The following is a 15,197-nucleotide window of genomic DNA, read 5'->3' on the forward strand; positions in this document are numbered from 1 at the left end:
CTGATGAGCAGGCTCGCGTGACCGTCGAGGCGGCGCGCCAGTTCCAGATGGAGACGAAAGATGATCCAGTCCGTGAAGGTCAAGAACCTCTCGCTGTCGAAGGACAATGTCCGCAAATCGAGCCGTGACGCCGGTATCGACGCCCTAGCCGCCAGCATCGCGACGCAAGGCTTGTTGCAGAACCTCATCGTTACCCCGCTCAAGAAAGCGGGCCATTTCACCGTCAAGGCGGGCGGGCGCCGGCTGCGCGCACTCCAGAGCCTGATCGAGCAGGGCATTCTGCCGGTCGACCATGTCGTGCCCGTCCTCGTGCTGAGCGACGACGACAACTCGGTCGAGGCGAGCCTCACCGAGAATTTCCAGCGCGTTCCGATGAACCCGGCGGATGAAAGCACCGCGTTCAACTTCCTCATCCAGAAGGGGATGACCGCCGAGGACGTTGCCAAGCGACAGGGCGTCACCACCCGCTTCGTCGAGCAGCGGGTGCGGCTTGCCGAGCTTGCACCAAGCGTGTTCCAGGCTCTCGCCGCCGGCGAAATCACCCTGGGGGTCGCTCAGGCGTATGCCGTGACGAGCGACATCGATCGTCAGGCTCGCGTGTTCGCACAGATGAGTACCTCCTATTATGGCGATCAGCCCGACAACATCCGGCGTGCGATCCTCAACGGGACGATTAAGGCGAACGATGCCAAGGCGCGGTTCATCGGTCGCGATGCCTATGTCGCCGCAGGCGGCCGCATCGAGGGTGATCTCTTTGCCGCCGAGGGGGACGAGAACTGGATCGACGTCGATCTTCTTGAAGATCTTGCCGGCAAAAAGCTGGAGGCGGCCGCCGCCGAACTCGCGCAGGCCGAGGGCCTCGCATTCGTGACGCCGATTGCGGCCACCCACGTTCCCTACGATCTCGAGCGTCAGCTTCATGAGTTTCACGCGCCCGCGCGGCCGCTTAGCGAAGCGGAAAGCGCGCGCGTCGAAGCGCTTTCTGCCGAGAATGACCAACTCGTCGAGCAGCTTGAAGGCGAACTGACCGATGGGACGGCGGAAGCCGAGGTCGCGAACTATCGTCTCGACGAAATCGAACGGGAGCTTGAAAGCATCGAGGAATCCCGTCGCGAGATCGATCCGGCGGTCCGGGCGCAGATCGGGACGTTTGTCTACATCGGCGGTGATGGCGAAGCCCGCGTTCACACCCGCATGTTCAGCGAGAAGCCCGTTGTCGATCCGAATGCTCCGCCCAAGGTGACGGGCGGTGGCAATGGTGACGACGGCGCCGGCGACATCGATCATGGACCCAAACTCAGCGCTACCCTGATTGACGAGCTGGCTACCCAGCGCCGGCAGGTCCTCGTCGCTCACATCGCCAGTGATCCGGCGATGGCGCTGGACCTCACCATCTTCCTGATGGCGCAGAATGTCGTCTTCGAGCAGAACTACGTCCGCAACCACTCGACGCTCAAGTCCAGCGGCGCCCAATTCCCGATCTTCGGCTTCCGCGACGAAGGATCGATGGCGTCGCAGGCCATCGAGGATCAGCGCCAGCGTCTCGATACGAGCTGGGCCGGTCATAAGACCATGTCCGAACGTTTCGATGCCTTTCGTGCGCTCGACGACGAGGCCCGCGGCAGTTGGGTGGCCTTCTCGATCGCACGCACGCTGGAGCCGAGCCTGAACGTTCCCGAGGGCGGACGGTCCAATGGGTTCCATGACCATCTTGGTCGCGCGCTCGACATTCAGGTCGAGCATTGGTGGCGCCCCACGGCTGAAAACTTCTTCGGCCGCGTCAAAAAGGACGTCATGCTCGAAGCGCTCGAGGCCATCGGCGGGCCGATCCTGCGCGGCCGCTACAAGGACGCCAAGAAGGGCGACCTTGCCGCAACCTGCGCCTCGCTCTGCAACGGACAGGGGATCGTCGAGGCCGAAGTCCGCGAAAAAGCGGCGGCCTGGCTGCCGGATGCGATGCGCTTCGACGCCATCGAAAAGCCCGAGACCATCGCGCTGCGATCGACCTTCGTTGACGAAACCGAAGATGTCGATCCCGGCGAGGATGGCGATGACGAGTCGGACATCGAAGACGCGACACATGACGGTCAGGAGGATTTGAGCGAGGCAGCCTGACGCCCGCTTGCACGGTTCGAGGCGACTGGGGGCGGCACTCTTCGCGGAGTGCCGCCCCTCCTTTTGTGCCCGGACGGCGGCCTTTCAGAGGGGAGGGCGCTGCTCCGGGCTCGCCTCTACCAGATCAGGAGAACGTGCCGTGGCAAAGACCACCGATAGATCGTCGCCCGCCGACACCATCACAAACGCGATCATCGACAAACTCGAATCCGGCGTGCGCCCTTGGGTGAAGCCGTGGCGACCTGGCCTTGGCGGCCGTCCACTTCGCGCGACCGGCGACCCTTACAAGGGCATTAATTGCTTCTGGCTGTGGCTCTGCGCCGAAGGCGCGGGCTACCATTCGCGCACTTGGATGACCTACAAGCAGTCGCAGGCGCTGGGCGGCCAGGTCCGCGAAGGCGAGCGGTCGCAGATCGCCATCTTCTACAAATCCTACAGCAAGACCGTGGAGTCGCCCGTTACCGGCGACACCACCGACGAAATGCGCCGCGTGCTGCGATCCTACGCCGTCTTCAATGCCGATCAGATTGATGGGCTGCCAGAGAAGTTTTATCCCTGCGCCGTCAGCGCCGTCGCCCCCGACGACGCGCTGCCGGATCGTGCACAGCGCTTTCTCGATGCTCTTCCTGCGAGGGTTTACCAGCGCGGCGATCGCGCCTTCTACGACCGCGTTGCCGACAGCATCACGATGCCGCCTGTCGAGTTGTTTTCCACCCGCGCGTATTTCGCTTCGACGTTAGCGCATGAGGCAGGGCATTGGACCGGCCATCCTGACCGACTCAACCGAGAGTTTGGCAGGAAATTCGGCGACAACGCCTATGCGTTTGAAGAGCTTTGCGCCGAGATGACATCCGCCCTGCTTGGCGCGGATCTTGGCCTCCCGACCGCCCATATCGACGATCATGCAGCATATATCGGCTCGTGGCTCGCGGTGTTGCGCAAGGATGCCCGCGCCATCATGACGGCTGCGGCAAAAGCCGAAGCGGCGGCCGCCTTTCTGCTCCGCGCAACTGGCCTCGCCACGTCGGACGAAGCCCAGGAACAGATCCGTGAAGCGGCATGATCGCGGCGATCGCCTGCCCCGACCCCGGCGCCTACCGCCGGATCGCCGCAGCGTTCCGCCGCCGCAAGGAGGGGGGAGGAGAGGACGCCTTCGGCCTTTTGAGCGCGCCAGAGCGCTCAGAAGGAGGCTCCCATGTTCTACGATACGCTCTACCGCCACAATCAGGCCCTTTCCCCCGCCGGTCTGGACCATCTGCCGGCAGCACTCCACGCCCTCAACGCCGCCGTCGACGACTGTCAGCGTGCTGGCAAGCCAGTCGCCAGCGACGCGGCAACCCTTCTCCTCATCCGCCATCTGGCAGACGTTGCCCTACGCGATGCGCCCAGCGCGGCCGCCCTTCGCCTTCGTTGCGAAACGGATCGCTTGGCGGTCGACGCCGCACCAGCGCTGCTCGGCATTGCCGGAAAGAGCGTCGGCGGAAACTACCACGCCAAACGGACCTTCCACTATCAGGCGCGCCGCGCGCTTACGCGCCTCGCAACGGCAATCGGCCTCGACGCGGACGACACCCGTATCAACACCATCATGGGTGCCGATCACGAAGACGGCACGACGGAGCTGCGCCATGCGGATCTCGCCCTTCGCGTGGTCCCGCGCGGCTTTCTTCCGGGCAGCGAGGTCTCGATCAGCCGCTGTCGCGACGGGCAGGAGATCGGCAGGCCCCACCGCGCGCCGATTACCGAATTACTCGACGTGGCCGCGTTCCAGCACCGACTTGCCGGCATCCCCGGCGACATCGGCGCGGCGCGTTTCGCGGCTGCCGCCTGAACCCCGCAATCGCAGGAGATATCTCATGGGTTGGCTCTTCATGCGCGATATGGGTGGCTACGCCACTCCGCGCTCCTATCTCGACAACCAGTTCACCTATGCGCACGCGGACCATCGTCTCACGGTTCTCGCGTCTTCGATGGTCGGATCTACCTATTACGCGGCGTGCGAACGGATCGAGGCGTCCGGCGGTCGGGCCGTCTTCGCCGTCGTGTGCCTGACCCGGCAAAGCACCGGCGCGCGCGACGGCTGCACGTTCGGCTACAAAGACAGTGCGCCGTTGCGGCGCTGAAATGGAGTATCAGTGATGATGAGGTAAGTTGAGAATGCCTCTGCTCGCCGGACTAACCTCGGGCCTCACAAGGTCTGAAATCCCGAAAGGGACGGGGAACAATAGCATGTTCGGAAAAGGCCAGATGCGTCTTAGTCGCAAATGGAGGCGATGACGGTCAGGGCAAGGTGCGTATGGTGAAGGCTACACTGCTTAAATCCCAGTCTGCAGCAATCTATATAGCGATACTGGCGAAAGCGACTGTCACGCCAGGTCCGGATGATGACAGCGGTCTCATGTCTTGGCCGCCTGTTTCTCAGCCCATCCGGTGCGCCTCTCGTCGAGGGGTTTAGTGGACGAACGGGACACCTAACCGCGCCGCATCTCCATTCAGCGTAACTACGGGATGCCCTAAACAGGCGGCTTCTGCCGGCCTGCATGGGTACGGAGCCGCCATATTACTCAAATGCCCGGGGTAATGCCCGGGACATCGACCTCTTCGGAGGCGGCGGTGCAACTGTATAAGGTCTCGAGCGATCGGGCCGAAAGCGGGGAAGACCGGGGGAAGGGCGGCAGCTGTGATTCTTCAACCACCGATCATGGGGTGTGCTGATGCTGCCAGAAACTGTGAAAGGCCGGTTGGAGGCCATTCCGGCGCTCGTTGCGTCGGGCAAAAGGGTGAATGGACTCTATCGTCTGATGGGGTCTCGCCTCCTTTGGGAGGAGGGGCTCCAGAAGATCGGATCCAACAAGGGTGCGATGACGCCGGGTATTGACGGCGAGACCTTCGCGGACTTCGGACCGGAAGACCTCGACCCGATTATCGCCAGCGTGACGGCAGGGACCTATGATCCCAAACCAGTGCGTCGGGTGTTTATCCCGAAAGGCAAGGGCAAACGGCGTCCGCTGGGCATTCCCACGCGCGACGACCGCCTCGTTCAGGAAGTGGCGCGGCAACTGCTCGAACGGATCTATGAACCGGTGTTCTCGAACGCCTCCCATGGATTCCGGCCGGGCCGGTCGTGTCATACGGCGCTTGAACACGTCAAAGCCGTATGGACGGGGGTGAAATGGCTCGTAGATGTGGATGTCGCGGGGTTCTTCGAGAACATCGACCACGACATCCTCCTGCGGCTGTTGCGGAAAAGGATCGATGACGAGAAATTCATCGGCTTGATCGGCAGCATGCTTAAGGCGGGTGTTATGGAAGACCGGGTTCACACCCGGACCTACAGCGGCACTCCGCAGGGCGGTATCGTCTCTCCAATCTTGGCCAACATCTACCTCCATGAACTCGATATGTTCATGGCGGAACGGATCGCGGCTTTCGAGAGGGGGAAGGTCCGTGCCACGAACCCGGAATATGGGCGACTGGCTGGGCGCATCCAGAAACAACGGAAGCGCGTCACCATGCTGCGGGCCAAAGACAATGTCGACGAGGTGAAGGTTGCGGCCTCCTTGGCCAAAATCCAAACCTTACTGCCGCAAAAGCGGTCCATCCCGTCGAGAGACGCGATGGACCCCGGTTATCGCCGACTTCGTTACTGTCGCTACGCGGACGACTTCATGATTGGGGTTATCGGTAGCAAGGAGGATGCACGAAGCGTGTTCGCCGAAGTCAGGGCATTCCTGACCGAGGCGCTGGCGCTCACGGTGTCCGAGGAGAAAAGCGGTATCCGCAAGGCGAGCGATGGAGCCGCCTTCCTTGGATATGAGGTCCGCACATATACGACACGCCAACGGGTTGTCCGGAGCCGACAAGGTTCCGTCAGCTTCCTTCGTAGGCCGCCGTCGGAAGTGATGCAGCTGCATGTCCCTTGGGAGAAGGTCCACGCGTTCGCTTCTGCAAAAGGTTATGGTGATCTGTCGGTGTTGAAGCCGCGTCATCGTAGCCTGCTGCTCAGCTGCAGCGACGTTGAGATCGTCCTAGCTTACAACGCCGAATTGCGGGGTTTTGCGAACTACTATGCTCTCGCCAAGGATGTGAGCTTCAAGCTGAACAGGCTTGAGCTTCTCCAGCGGTGGAGCTTGTTCAAGACCTTGGCCAGCAAGCACAAAACCAATGTGCGAGCGGTCGTGGCCCGCATGAGGACGGGGCAGGAATTCACCATCGGCTACGACGTCGATGGCCAGCCCCGATCGGTCAAAGTCTGGAAACTGGCTCATCTGAAACGTGATCCGGCCACCTCGTCCAGGATTGATATCCAGCCTTGGACGCAGGTGTTCACCCACTCACGTACGGACTGGGTTGATCGTCAGAATGCCAAGCAATGCGAGGCTTGCGGTCGATCCGATGTTCCGTGTCAGGTGCACCATATCCGGGGGATGGCCGATGTTTCGCACCGCGGTTTTGTCGTGAGAATGAAGGTGGCACGCGCCCGCAGGACGGTGGTCCTGTGCGAGCAATGCCACTGGGATACTCACAGAGGCCGCCTGCCCGATCTACGGCAAAGTGATGGTTCGTCACAGTGGAGAGCCGCATGCGGTGAAAGCTGCACGTGCGGTTCGGCGGGGGGATCAGGGCTGACTCCATGAGCAGCACCAATCCTACCCGACTGACGGAAACGATGGGTCCGTGCGAAAGTGACTGCCCTGCTGCCATTCTCGATGAATTGACCGAGACTGACAGCACCTACGCCTCCGAATGGCGCGCACGCTGCCGTGCCAACCTTTTTCGCCGCAAGCTCGAACGCGCGAAGCCGGTCCCGAAGCCGGGACAGACCATCATCTTCGACGAACCCATTCGTTTCAATGACGGCGAGGATCGCAACCGCTTCACGGTCATTGCCAATCCGAAGGGCAAGGCCCCGCTATTTCGCGATCCCATAACCGGCGCCGTGTGCCGGATTGCAAAGTTCAGGACGCGCGCATACCGGCTTATCAACCCGGCCATTGTCCCGAAGGACACGACCGATGGTTGAGCGCGCGCCGGTGATCGCGGCCTGGGGCGCGGGCGTCGATTCTACCGCCATGATCATCGAGCTCGTCGAACGAGGCGAGCCGATCGATATGGTGTTGTTCGCCGATACCGGTTCCGAGAAGACCGATACCTACGCCTTCCTCCCGGTCTTTCGTCGTTGGATGGATCGTCACGATGTCGCGTCCGATGTCGTCCGCTACGAACCACGAAATTTCAAGCATTGGCCGCCCTATGATAGCTTGGGCACCAACATGCTGACCAACGCCACCCTGCCGTCCAAGGCATTTGGGCGGGGGTCTTGCTCGCTCAAATGGAAGGTGGCGCCGCAGGACAAATGGACGGCGCAATGGGCACCCGCGATACGGTGCTGGGGAGAAGGCGGACGTGTCGTCAAACTGATCGGCTATGACTGTTCCAGTGCCGATCAGCGTCGCTACGCGCATGCCGAGGGATATGCCGACCCACGCTATGACTATCGTTATCCCCTTCGCGAACTGGGCTGGACCCGGGCGGATTGCATTGCACGCATTGAGCGTGCGGGCCTGCCTGTACCGCCCAAATCCTCCTGTTTCTTCTGTCCCGCGATGCGGCCGCACGAAGTGGATGCGCTCTCTAAGGATGAACTGCGCACCATCGTTCTGATGGAGGCTCGCGCAAAACCTCGCTTGCGCACGATCAATGGCCTTTGGCGCAAGCCCGTTGTCGGGCGAGGCGGGGCGACACCGAGACCGGGCAATATCACCGCCTATATCCGTCAGCACGGCCTTCTCTCGCCGAGCGAAGTTGATCGGATCGTTGCGGATGCACCGCTCGCGCTGATCGCGTTCCAGGCGGCGCAAGCCTGCAAGCCCGTCGAGCAGCGCATGTCGATGGAGCGCTGGCTCGACGCATTCCACCGTGGTCAGTCCCCAGGCTGACCCCCCTCACTAGCTACGGAGACTCTCATGGCCGATCGCGCTTCTGTCGCGATCCGCATTGGCGGATCGCTGTCCCCTGACCTCCTTCCCGGCTTCTGTGCTGCCGTCGAGAGCGACGGCGCCTTCACGGATTGGGAGGGCACCGCGTTCGACCCGGACGATCTCGATCCGAGCGTTCCCCTGTACTTGGCCGACCATGAGGTTGCCTGGGGCCGGTTCGAAGCGATCGAGACTTTCTGTGTCGATCATGCCCTTGTCTTCGCCCGCTGGGCGGGCGGCGCTTCTGGGGCGTTTGGCCCGGAGCGGGTGGTCTTTGACGACACGACCGTTCGGAGTTTCAGCGCCTCGGACGATGACGAGATCCTAATCTCGGCGGAAACGGTGCGCCGTCTCGGCAGCTACGCGGCGGTGCTCTCGCATCTCGCGGCGGCGGAATTGGAGATACCCCTGTTCCGGATCGACGGCGCAGGCTGAGGACAAAGCGAAAACCGGTCTGCGACGACACCTCCCCGCCAGAGGATGCTGCATATGGGCGCCCGCGAGGCGCTGGCAACCCGCGAACGGCGGGCCGAGTTGCCGTGTGCCACGGCTGCCCGCACCACCCCTTGTTCGCGAGTTTCCCTCGGCTGTGCCTCGGTGCCAGCCCCTCTTTTGCGAGCGCCCGGAGGATGCGCATCCGGCGGAGAGGCCGCCGGCACAGACAGAAAGGCTCGCTATCATGTCCACATCGCTTGCAGCCGCACTCGCGGCACTGGAGCTAGGGCACCTCGAACCCCGCGCTGAAGACCTGAGTGGCATGGCGCCGCCACCAACCGAGGCGCTGGAGCAGACCGTCACCGCAATCTGGAGCGATCTCTTCACGACGATGAGCAACACGTCGATCGAGCGTGACATCGAAGATCTGGGCTGGGGGCTAGTGAACCTATTCCACCGCGCCGCCGCCAAGAAACACGGGCTGGTCGACCGGCTGACCGACGACATTCGCTTGCTCCTCGCCGAACAGGACGGCTCCGAAATCAGCACGGCCAATCTGGAGGAAAAGATCGATCTCGCGAAGAAGGTCGAGGAATCCGCGGGTGCCTTCGAAATCATGCGCGATGTCGCCGCCGCGCACTATATCCGGGAAACCGGGAGATCGTGGGTGCCATCGTCCGGCAACCGCATTTCGCTCGGTGTCACCGCCGGGATCGTCGACGGCCACGCCTTCCTGCGGGCGCGCCGCGAGCGGGCTTTGAACGCCAACACCGCGCAGGGTACGCCCGTTGTGTTCGCCGGTGGCCGCCTCACCTTCGCCAACGACTTGGATATGAAGACGTTCGCCGACAACCTGCTGGCCACCCTCAACAAGGTTCGCGCCCATGTCGGCGACATGTATCTCGTACACGGCGGCGATATGAAGGGTATCGAACGGCTTGCAGCGTCCTGGGCCGAGCAGAATGGCATCCAGCAGGTGCGGTTCGGTCTCGATCGCAAGCTCGGAGATCGCGCCGGCTTCCGTCGCAACGAGCAGATGCTCTCGCTCAAGCCGAGATTCGTGATCGCCTTCCAGGGCAATGGCGTGACGGAGCGGCTTGTCATCGAAGCCAAGGCTCGGGGACTCCGGGTCGTTGATCGTCGCGGCCCATTGGGAAGCCCTCCTGCAGCTGCTCGTCGCGGTGCGGGCTGAAGCCGCGGGCCGCCGGTTTGCCGGCGGCCCTTTTTTGGCTCTGCTTACGGTTGTCCCATCGGAATTCCCGCCAGCGAGAGGGGAGGGTGCCGAGGCGTGTTGGTTTGGCTGAATAGCGCCGGAATCCGTCGGCCGTGTCCGCAGCGTGGATCCATTTCAGTGTCCACCAGCCATCCGCGTTGCTCACGCCGCGCCGGCCGTCGCCTTGCCACAAATGAGAGAGAGATGATGATGCGCGATTTGCATGATGAGGAACTGCGCGCTCTGCTTGCATTCCGACAGCGCCATGGGCGCTGCTGGAAGGCCGCGTTGCTGTTGCGCTGGTCGGCCGGCACCGACGCCGATGAACCCGGTTCGGCGTATTTGCGCCATCTGCGCAATATCGGAGGACCGCGCTGGCTGATCGGGCTATCGGCCGCCACGCTCGATGACGCTGCGCGCCGTTTCGCCGGAAATGTCGATCCGGTGCTGATCGACATTTTCATGGAGAATGCCACGGGCTCTGCCCGCGGCGCGTCGGCAAGCGTCGGGATCGCTCCGGCGAGCGCTGCGCATTCGCTGGCCATCGCGATCGAACTCAGCCTCAAAGCCTATCTGATGAAGGCGGGCTATGCCGACGACTGGAACCGCGTCCATATTCGGCATGACCTCGAAAAGGCCCTGGCGCTTGCGACGGAAGCAGGCCTGTCCGGCCTGCCTCTGGAATTGCCGGATCTCACAGCGATCCTTTCGCCGGCCTATAGTCACCACGAGATCGACGCGTTGTTCCGGGTCGGGGCGTCACCCTTCGATGTGGCCGACGCCTGTCTCTGCGTCGACCGTCTCCTTGCCGTGATCCGGGTGCAGATCGCGTAACCGGCCCCGCAACATCATCCGTGCGCGCACCACTCGAAAGGGATTTGCCAACCCGATTGAAGCCAGAGACGGTTTTCCGACTAAACCCGCCGGACGGCCATCATGTCTTCTTGTCGTAGGGGCCGCCGTTGCTGCGCTGCGAACGACAAGTCGAACTGGGAAAAGGGGCTGACCAACGGTGGTGGGGCTATCGGGCATAGATTGCTGCGGTGATAGGGCAATGCTTCTGCAGCGGTTCCTGTGTTTATAGAACCAAAGCCACCATCCCTTCTTTTTGACCTGATCCCTAAGTCGGTCGTTCGGTGCTTCCAACCCGCTCCCCTTCGGGCCGAGTTGCCGTGTGCCACGGCTGCCCGCACCACCCCTTGTGTCGGGGTTCCCCTACGCCGCTTGCGCGCTCCGGTGGAAGCACCGCCCATGCCCGCCTTTTTCGGGGGTCAGTCGAAGGGACGGTCCCTTTGGCACCCAAAAAAGGAACCTCGACATGCAGAACCTCGTCATCCTCGCCGGCAATGTCGGCGCCACGCCGGAAGCCCGCACCACCCAGGGCGGCACCAAGATCACCCACTTCAGCCTCGCGACTTCGCGGCCCAAGCGGGACAGCAACGGCAAGGTCGTCAAGGACGACAATGGCCGCCGGATCGAAGATACCGAATGGCACCGGATCACCTGCTTCAACGGGGTCGGCAAGACCGTCGAGCAATATGTCGACAAAGGGATGAAGGTGATGGTGCGCGGTCGCATCCACTACACCCGCTGGACCGACAACGATAATATCGAGCGGTACGGCGTCGAGATCATCGCCGACGAGGTGACCTTCCTCACCCGCGCCAAGCCCGCGAGTGGCGACCAGGGCGGCAATGACAGCTCGGTGGATGACGACGAAATTCCCTTCTGAGACCGGCAAAGGTCCGGCGGCTCACGCCGCCGGGCCTTTTGGTGTTTTTCCTGTAGCCGGTTCGAGATCGAGGAAAGTTCGGAAAATGGATCTGGAAGGGCGCGGCTAGGAAATTGCCCTTCAGCGTCCTCTCAGCGGCAGTGGCCCGCCGCATAGCGGCTCCATCGCAGCACCGTGCCGGTCGCAATCATGGCGCAGCTGACATCGCCGATCGCTGGCGCGGCGCACCAGGCACCCGTCCGATCCCCTTTCGCATTGCCAGTTGATCGGCATTGGAGTCTCGGACCTGTGACAAGGATATGGCCTGTGGCGCTGCGCCCCTTCGCGCCGCCCAGCAACCGCACCAGCGTGTCGCGCGCGACAATCCCGCTGGCGCGCGGGCAGGGGTGTCCCGTGCGGCACGAGCCATCGATCTCCCGCGCCGCTATCCCAGCGAGCCGGATCCGTGGTCCCTCGCGACACCAGATCGGGCCATCGCCGTCCCAAACCCTGATCGGTGTGCAGGTGAACGACTGGCCGTCCTGCACGACCGCGACGGCAAACAGAAATACAGCCAGCATCAGCGCTCAATCCGGAAGGTGGCGTGCGTCATGCTTCAGGGAAGAGCGGCAATGTATCTGACCTCGTGGCGGGCTCGTCGGCGAGGATGTCGTAGCAGCGCAACCGCATTGCCAGGTGTCGCGCCAACTCCGCCGTTGCCCGGCGTCGTGCAACGGTATCGCCACACCCAATATCGGTGACGAGGGCCGGTTCGGCCGTGGCGAGCGACACCTCGAGGTGGAGGGCCAGACTGTCTTCATCGACTCGGAGCATGGCCGCAGAATAGAACAAAGAACGAACATCTATCAAGTGTCGAGATCCAGCGAGCCATCCATTATTGCTTGGGTGGCGCCAGCCATGTCTGGACATCGCCCAGCGACCCCAACAGCGTGCTGATCGCCAAGCCCTTCGCGATCAGCCGTAGAGCCGGTCGTCCCACCAGATTGGTTCGGGCAGCTCGAAGCTGATTGTTTGCGCGTCGGGATGTGCTGGATTGATCAGGATGTTGCGTTCCACCCGCGCCGGGATCGAAGGCACCAGCAACAGCGCCGAGCGTTGCGCCGCGAACCACGCCTCGCCAAAGGCCTTGCAGATATCTTCGCGCTTGCCGTCCCACCCGGAGAATTTCGCGGTGGGGAAGACTTCGTAGCTGACGCCGTTGGGAATCGTGATGCGGATATAATGCTGGTTGGGCGGAATCACCGTGTTCGCGTGGACGTGCTTTTCGAGCATCGCCGTCGAATAATGTTCTGACGTGTAGATGATCGGGCTGGCCGCGGTGTTCCACCGTCCCGGATAGAGCCGAGCGCCCTCGCTGTCATAGATCGGATGAGCGCCATCGGGATCGCCGATCCGAAAACAGGTCAGCACGCGATCGGTGATCTGGGCGCTCACGCCCCGCCGCCATACGCCGCCCGTCCCAGCAGGTTGATGACGACATCGGCTCCCGGACCCGTCGCCAGCGCCACGTCGAGCGGCGGCTTGTTGTCGAGCATGGGGTGCGCGCGGCCGAGAAAGTCGCGGACCTTGGCGGGATCCTTATAGATATCGAGTGCGAAGCTGAACACCTTGGCGATCCGCGCCAGCTTGTCGCCTTCCTCGCTGGTCAGGCGCTTGGACGCCGATTTCTTGCGGCGATCAAGCGTCGCCTTGGAAATCAGGCGGAACTTGAAGCGGCTGTCATTGGGCGCGACGGTGTCGGCGAGATGGTCGAGTGCGCCGACCGGCAGGCCTTCGAGAATCGAATAGCTCAGCCCCAGGCGCGTGTCGCCCTTGCGGGGCGCAACCCCAAGCAGGGTCTCGATCGTCACGGGCTGGCTCGCCATCTGCTGCTCCTGTCTCATCTGATACAGATATATGTCTCACGTGAGGCAAACACAAGCAACCGGTGATATCCGTCCGGTGGGGCCATGACCTCTTCTGGCCAGCAGTTCCACCCCGCTCTTTGAGGCGCAATCCTTGGTCCGGCGCGCGGCCTAATGCGATCAACCCGTAAAGGGTCCGGTCGCTTCGCTACGGCTTTTGGCCTGCGGCAAAAAGTGATCGCGGCCACCCTCCGAACACTTCGGGCACCAGTCGAGCGGGGATGAACCCGCCGGCTTTCAAGGAGCCTCGACATGTTCACCGACATCAAGATCGCCCGCAGACACGCGCTCGGCCTCTCCAAGACCCTCATGATCGTAACGATGGTCATCGGGATCGGCAACCAGTTCGCCGTCATCACCGCCGACGACTTTGACGGCGACGTGGTCGTCATCAACGAATATGATCCCTTCGCGTGACACTTGCCGGGAGCCCCAGGGCTCCCGGCTCTGTCCAACATCAACGGGCATCGCGCGCTGCTTGCGCTCTCGGGCAACCGATTATCAACACGCGCGCGATACAAAGTTGGGATGAATGCCGAAACAAAGATTCTACCCCAAAGTGATGACGCATTGTGGAGCCGGGTGGTCCATGATGTGAACGCATGGCGCGGAGCCTGTCTGCAGTGTTTCTCCGCGGCCGAGGCTGGCGTGACCGAAACCTTGCTATCCTTGAGTACGGTGCCGGAGAAAGGTGCGGCCGTCCGTCTGCGCCATCTGACCGGGCAGCGGTTCGACGATATCGCGGCGGTCCTTGGTACGGAAGGGGCCTTTGCCGCTGAGGGAAAAGCGGCGTTCAAAGCGATTGAGGCTTTTCGTGCCCATGAGCGCCTTCGAACATTTCTGGCGCATGGAGTGGCAAAGATTGCGGTTGAGCGCACGGACAAGTGGATCGTGGTTTACCGTCAGGTCTCTATCCGTGCGCGGCAGCCCGAACGCACCATGCTTCTGGTCGAGGAAGCGGAAGGCCTTGAGATGCTCGCTGATATACGGCGGAAAAGCCAACAGCTCTGCTCAATTCTGGCAAACCTGCGACACCAGTTGGTGAAATAGATGCAGCACGCATCGCATATTGGAAATGAAGCAAGGACGTCGGCGGCTCCGGTTGCACCGGACCGGGCTCTAGGCTTGCGCCCCGAGCCCCGTGCCGGGTCTCGGCCCATGCGGGTAACGATCCCTGCCGTGGTCGCACTGTCAACAGCGCTCGGTTACGAGCGGCGCTGCGTTGTCGCTGAAAGGGGCTGGTCGACCAAGCGCAAGGTGGGCTGGCGGGCATAGGCTCAGCCCGTCGCGCAGCGCCGCATCGTCGATCAGGATGCGCCACGGTCCACCATAGCGCCGGGCGGCTAGGTAGAAGGTCGCGCCATCGCACGCGACCATGCGGCATCGCTCCTGGCGATCGATCAACGACGCACTCCCGCCATAGCGGGCGACCAGTTCGTCGAGGTCGGCGCGCATCAGGGCGCCGCAGCGGCGGCACTGGGTACGAACCTGAATCTGCAGCTGCTGCATTGCGCCGACGCTCGATGTCCAGCTTGGCCAAAGGGCAATGATCCGGGCGGTATCTGTCATGATCGGAAGAATAGCGAAGCCCTCGCTCGCGCGTCCAGCACCACGTCTGAAAAGTCGGCCATGCCGTTCCTTATTCCCTCTGACCGCCGCATCGACGGTCCCTTCCTGGCTTGGCGTCCTCGCCGCGGCACTTGCCAGCGCAAGCCCGGTGCCGGGCTTCTCCACATCCGTTGCGACCCTGTCGGGTGCGCGGGCGCGCTATGCCCCGGCGGTCCGGTCGCCTGTCGGAAGGCCCCGATCGGCGGGGTCTG

The 15,197-nt window shown here is 62.7% G+C and carries 18 protein-coding genes; 13 read left to right on the forward strand and 5 right to left on the reverse strand.

Translation table 11 applies throughout. From position 1 onward, the window contains the following. The first annotated feature begins 60 nt into the window (after nucleotides 1-60). From GGR44_RS14045 to GGR44_RS14095, 11 genes are all read left to right on the forward strand, one after another. Nucleotides 61-2,115 (forward strand): ParB/RepB/Spo0J family partition protein, encoded by a 2,055-nt coding sequence (locus GGR44_RS14045; protein ID WP_183956153.1) that lies wholly within the window; start codon nucleotides 61-63, stop codon nucleotides 2,113-2,115. 139 nt (nucleotides 2,116-2,254) lie between these two features. Further along, nucleotides 2,255-3,178 carry a zincin-like metallopeptidase domain-containing protein gene (locus GGR44_RS14050; RefSeq protein ID WP_183956154.1) on the forward strand — a complete coding sequence of 308 codons (924 nt, stop codon included), beginning with the start codon at nucleotides 2,255-2,257 and terminating at the stop codon, nucleotides 3,176-3,178. Nucleotides 3,179-3,310: 132 nt separating this feature from the next. Further along, complete coding sequence (locus GGR44_RS14055; RefSeq protein ID WP_183956155.1) at nucleotides 3,311-3,946, forward strand: hypothetical protein; 636 nt, start codon at nucleotides 3,311-3,313, stop codon at nucleotides 3,944-3,946. 25 nt (nucleotides 3,947-3,971) lie between these two features. Continuing rightward, nucleotides 3,972-4,238 carry a hypothetical protein gene (locus GGR44_RS14060; protein ID WP_183956156.1) on the forward strand — a complete coding sequence of 89 codons (267 nt, stop codon included), beginning with the start codon at nucleotides 3,972-3,974 and terminating at the stop codon, nucleotides 4,236-4,238. Between the two features lie 591 nt (nucleotides 4,239-4,829). Continuing rightward, nucleotides 4,830-6,752, forward strand: a complete 1,923-nt coding sequence (locus GGR44_RS14065; RefSeq protein ID WP_183956157.1) for a reverse transcriptase domain-containing protein — start codon at nucleotides 4,830-4,832, stop codon at nucleotides 6,750-6,752. Further along, entirely contained in the window at nucleotides 6,749-7,138 is a 390-nt protein-coding gene (locus tag GGR44_RS14070; protein WP_183956158.1) for a DUF6927 domain-containing protein, read from the forward strand. The genes GGR44_RS14065 and GGR44_RS14070 overlap by 4 nt, the downstream gene beginning before the upstream one ends. Continuing rightward, nucleotides 7,131-8,054 (forward strand): hypothetical protein, encoded by a 924-nt coding sequence (locus GGR44_RS14075; protein ID WP_183956159.1) that lies wholly within the window; start codon nucleotides 7,131-7,133, stop codon nucleotides 8,052-8,054. Before GGR44_RS14070 ends, GGR44_RS14075 begins: the two co-directional genes overlap by 8 nt. Nucleotides 8,055-8,081: 27 nt before the next feature. Beyond that, complete coding sequence (locus tag GGR44_RS14080) at nucleotides 8,082-8,528, forward strand: hypothetical protein (protein ID WP_183956160.1); 447 nt, start codon at nucleotides 8,082-8,084, stop codon at nucleotides 8,526-8,528. 244 nt (nucleotides 8,529-8,772) lie between these two features. Beyond that, nucleotides 8,773-9,720, forward strand: a complete 948-nt coding sequence (locus GGR44_RS14085) for a DUF2493 domain-containing protein (RefSeq protein ID WP_183956161.1) — start codon at nucleotides 8,773-8,775, stop codon at nucleotides 9,718-9,720. A 159-nt stretch (nucleotides 9,721-9,879) separates the two neighbouring features. After that, the gene (locus GGR44_RS14090; protein ID WP_343052346.1) at nucleotides 9,880-10,575 is read left to right on the forward strand and encodes a hypothetical protein; all 696 of its coding nucleotides are present in this window, start codon (nucleotides 9,880-9,882) and stop codon (nucleotides 10,573-10,575) included. Nucleotides 10,576-11,059: 484 nt separating this feature from the next. Next, nucleotides 11,060-11,473: a single-stranded DNA-binding protein gene (locus GGR44_RS14095; protein ID WP_092959855.1), complete on the forward strand. Its 414-nt coding sequence runs from the start codon at nucleotides 11,060-11,062 to the stop codon at nucleotides 11,471-11,473. Nucleotides 11,474-11,604: 131 nt separating this feature from the next. Here the strand turns inward: GGR44_RS14095 and GGR44_RS14100 are convergent, their stop codons facing one another. The 4 genes from GGR44_RS14100 to GGR44_RS14115 form a co-directional block, all read right to left on the reverse strand. Beyond that, nucleotides 11,605-12,033, reverse strand: coding sequence for a thermonuclease family protein (locus GGR44_RS14100; protein ID WP_183956162.1), 429 nt, complete (start codon nucleotides 12,031-12,033; stop codon nucleotides 11,605-11,607). A 28-nt stretch (nucleotides 12,034-12,061) separates the two neighbouring features. Next, entirely contained in the window at nucleotides 12,062-12,286 is a 225-nt protein-coding gene (locus tag GGR44_RS14105) for a hypothetical protein (RefSeq protein WP_092959851.1), read from the reverse strand. 141 nt (nucleotides 12,287-12,427) lie between these two features. Then, complete coding sequence (locus GGR44_RS14110; RefSeq protein WP_183956163.1) at nucleotides 12,428-12,907, reverse strand: RES domain-containing protein; 480 nt, start codon at nucleotides 12,905-12,907, stop codon at nucleotides 12,428-12,430. Then, the gene (locus GGR44_RS14115; protein WP_066609069.1) at nucleotides 12,904-13,338 is read right to left on the reverse strand and encodes an antitoxin Xre-like helix-turn-helix domain-containing protein; all 435 of its coding nucleotides are present in this window, start codon (nucleotides 13,336-13,338) and stop codon (nucleotides 12,904-12,906) included. Before GGR44_RS14115 ends, GGR44_RS14110 begins: the two co-directional genes overlap by 4 nt. 291 nt (nucleotides 13,339-13,629) lie before the next feature. Between GGR44_RS14115 and GGR44_RS14120 the strand changes: the two genes are divergently transcribed. After that, complete coding sequence (locus GGR44_RS14120) at nucleotides 13,630-13,794, forward strand: hypothetical protein (RefSeq protein ID WP_183956164.1); 165 nt, start codon at nucleotides 13,630-13,632, stop codon at nucleotides 13,792-13,794. Between the two features lie 111 nt (nucleotides 13,795-13,905). Further along, nucleotides 13,906-14,427: a hypothetical protein gene (locus GGR44_RS14125; RefSeq protein ID WP_150411983.1), complete on the forward strand. Its 522-nt coding sequence runs from the start codon at nucleotides 13,906-13,908 to the stop codon at nucleotides 14,425-14,427. A gap of 141 nt (nucleotides 14,428-14,568) precedes the next feature. On the opposite strand, the gene GGR44_RS14130 is transcribed toward GGR44_RS14125, so the two are convergent. Beyond that, nucleotides 14,569-14,946 carry a hypothetical protein gene (locus GGR44_RS14130; protein WP_183956165.1) on the reverse strand — a complete coding sequence of 126 codons (378 nt, stop codon included), beginning with the start codon at nucleotides 14,944-14,946 and terminating at the stop codon, nucleotides 14,569-14,571. Nucleotides 14,947-15,197 lie beyond the last annotated feature (251 nt).

It is taken from the genome of Sphingobium fontiphilum, from assembly GCF_014196635.1.
Classification (GTDB): domain Bacteria; phylum Pseudomonadota; class Alphaproteobacteria; order Sphingomonadales; family Sphingomonadaceae; genus Sphingobium; species Sphingobium fontiphilum.

Excerpts from the sequence above, each read along its gene's own strand:
- GGR44_RS14045 (WP_183956153.1), top strand. The coding sequence starts at position 61 with ATGATCCAGTCCGTGAAGGTCAAGAACCTCTCGCTGTCGAAGGACAAT.
- GGR44_RS14055 (WP_183956155.1), top strand. The coding sequence starts at position 3,311 with ATGTTCTACGATACGCTCTACCGCCACAATCAGGCCCTTTCCCCCGCC.
- GGR44_RS14060 (WP_183956156.1), top strand. The coding sequence starts at position 3,972 with ATGGGTTGGCTCTTCATGCGCGATATGGGTGGCTACGCCACTCCGCGC.
- GGR44_RS14065 (WP_183956157.1), top strand. The coding sequence starts at position 4,830 with ATGCTGCCAGAAACTGTGAAAGGCCGGTTGGAGGCCATTCCGGCGCTC.
- GGR44_RS14070 (WP_183956158.1), top strand. The coding sequence starts at position 6,749 with ATGAGCAGCACCAATCCTACCCGACTGACGGAAACGATGGGTCCGTGC.
- GGR44_RS14075 (WP_183956159.1), top strand. The coding sequence starts at position 7,131 with ATGGTTGAGCGCGCGCCGGTGATCGCGGCCTGGGGCGCGGGCGTCGAT.
- GGR44_RS14080 (WP_183956160.1), top strand. The coding sequence starts at position 8,082 with ATGGCCGATCGCGCTTCTGTCGCGATCCGCATTGGCGGATCGCTGTCC.
- GGR44_RS14085 (WP_183956161.1), top strand. The coding sequence starts at position 8,773 with ATGTCCACATCGCTTGCAGCCGCACTCGCGGCACTGGAGCTAGGGCAC.
- GGR44_RS14095 (WP_092959855.1), top strand. The coding sequence starts at position 11,060 with ATGCAGAACCTCGTCATCCTCGCCGGCAATGTCGGCGCCACGCCGGAA.
- GGR44_RS14100 (WP_183956162.1), bottom strand. The coding sequence starts at position 12,033 with ATGCTGGCTGTATTTCTGTTTGCCGTCGCGGTCGTGCAGGACGGCCAG.
- GGR44_RS14105 (WP_092959851.1), bottom strand. The coding sequence starts at position 12,286 with ATGCTCCGAGTCGATGAAGACAGTCTGGCCCTCCACCTCGAGGTGTCG.
- GGR44_RS14115 (WP_066609069.1), bottom strand. The coding sequence starts at position 13,338 with ATGGCGAGCCAGCCCGTGACGATCGAGACCCTGCTTGGGGTTGCGCCC.
- GGR44_RS14120 (WP_183956164.1), top strand. The coding sequence starts at position 13,630 with ATGTTCACCGACATCAAGATCGCCCGCAGACACGCGCTCGGCCTCTCC.
- GGR44_RS14125 (WP_150411983.1), top strand. The coding sequence starts at position 13,906 with ATGAATGCCGAAACAAAGATTCTACCCCAAAGTGATGACGCATTGTGG.
- GGR44_RS14130 (WP_183956165.1), bottom strand. The coding sequence starts at position 14,946 with ATGACAGATACCGCCCGGATCATTGCCCTTTGGCCAAGCTGGACATCG.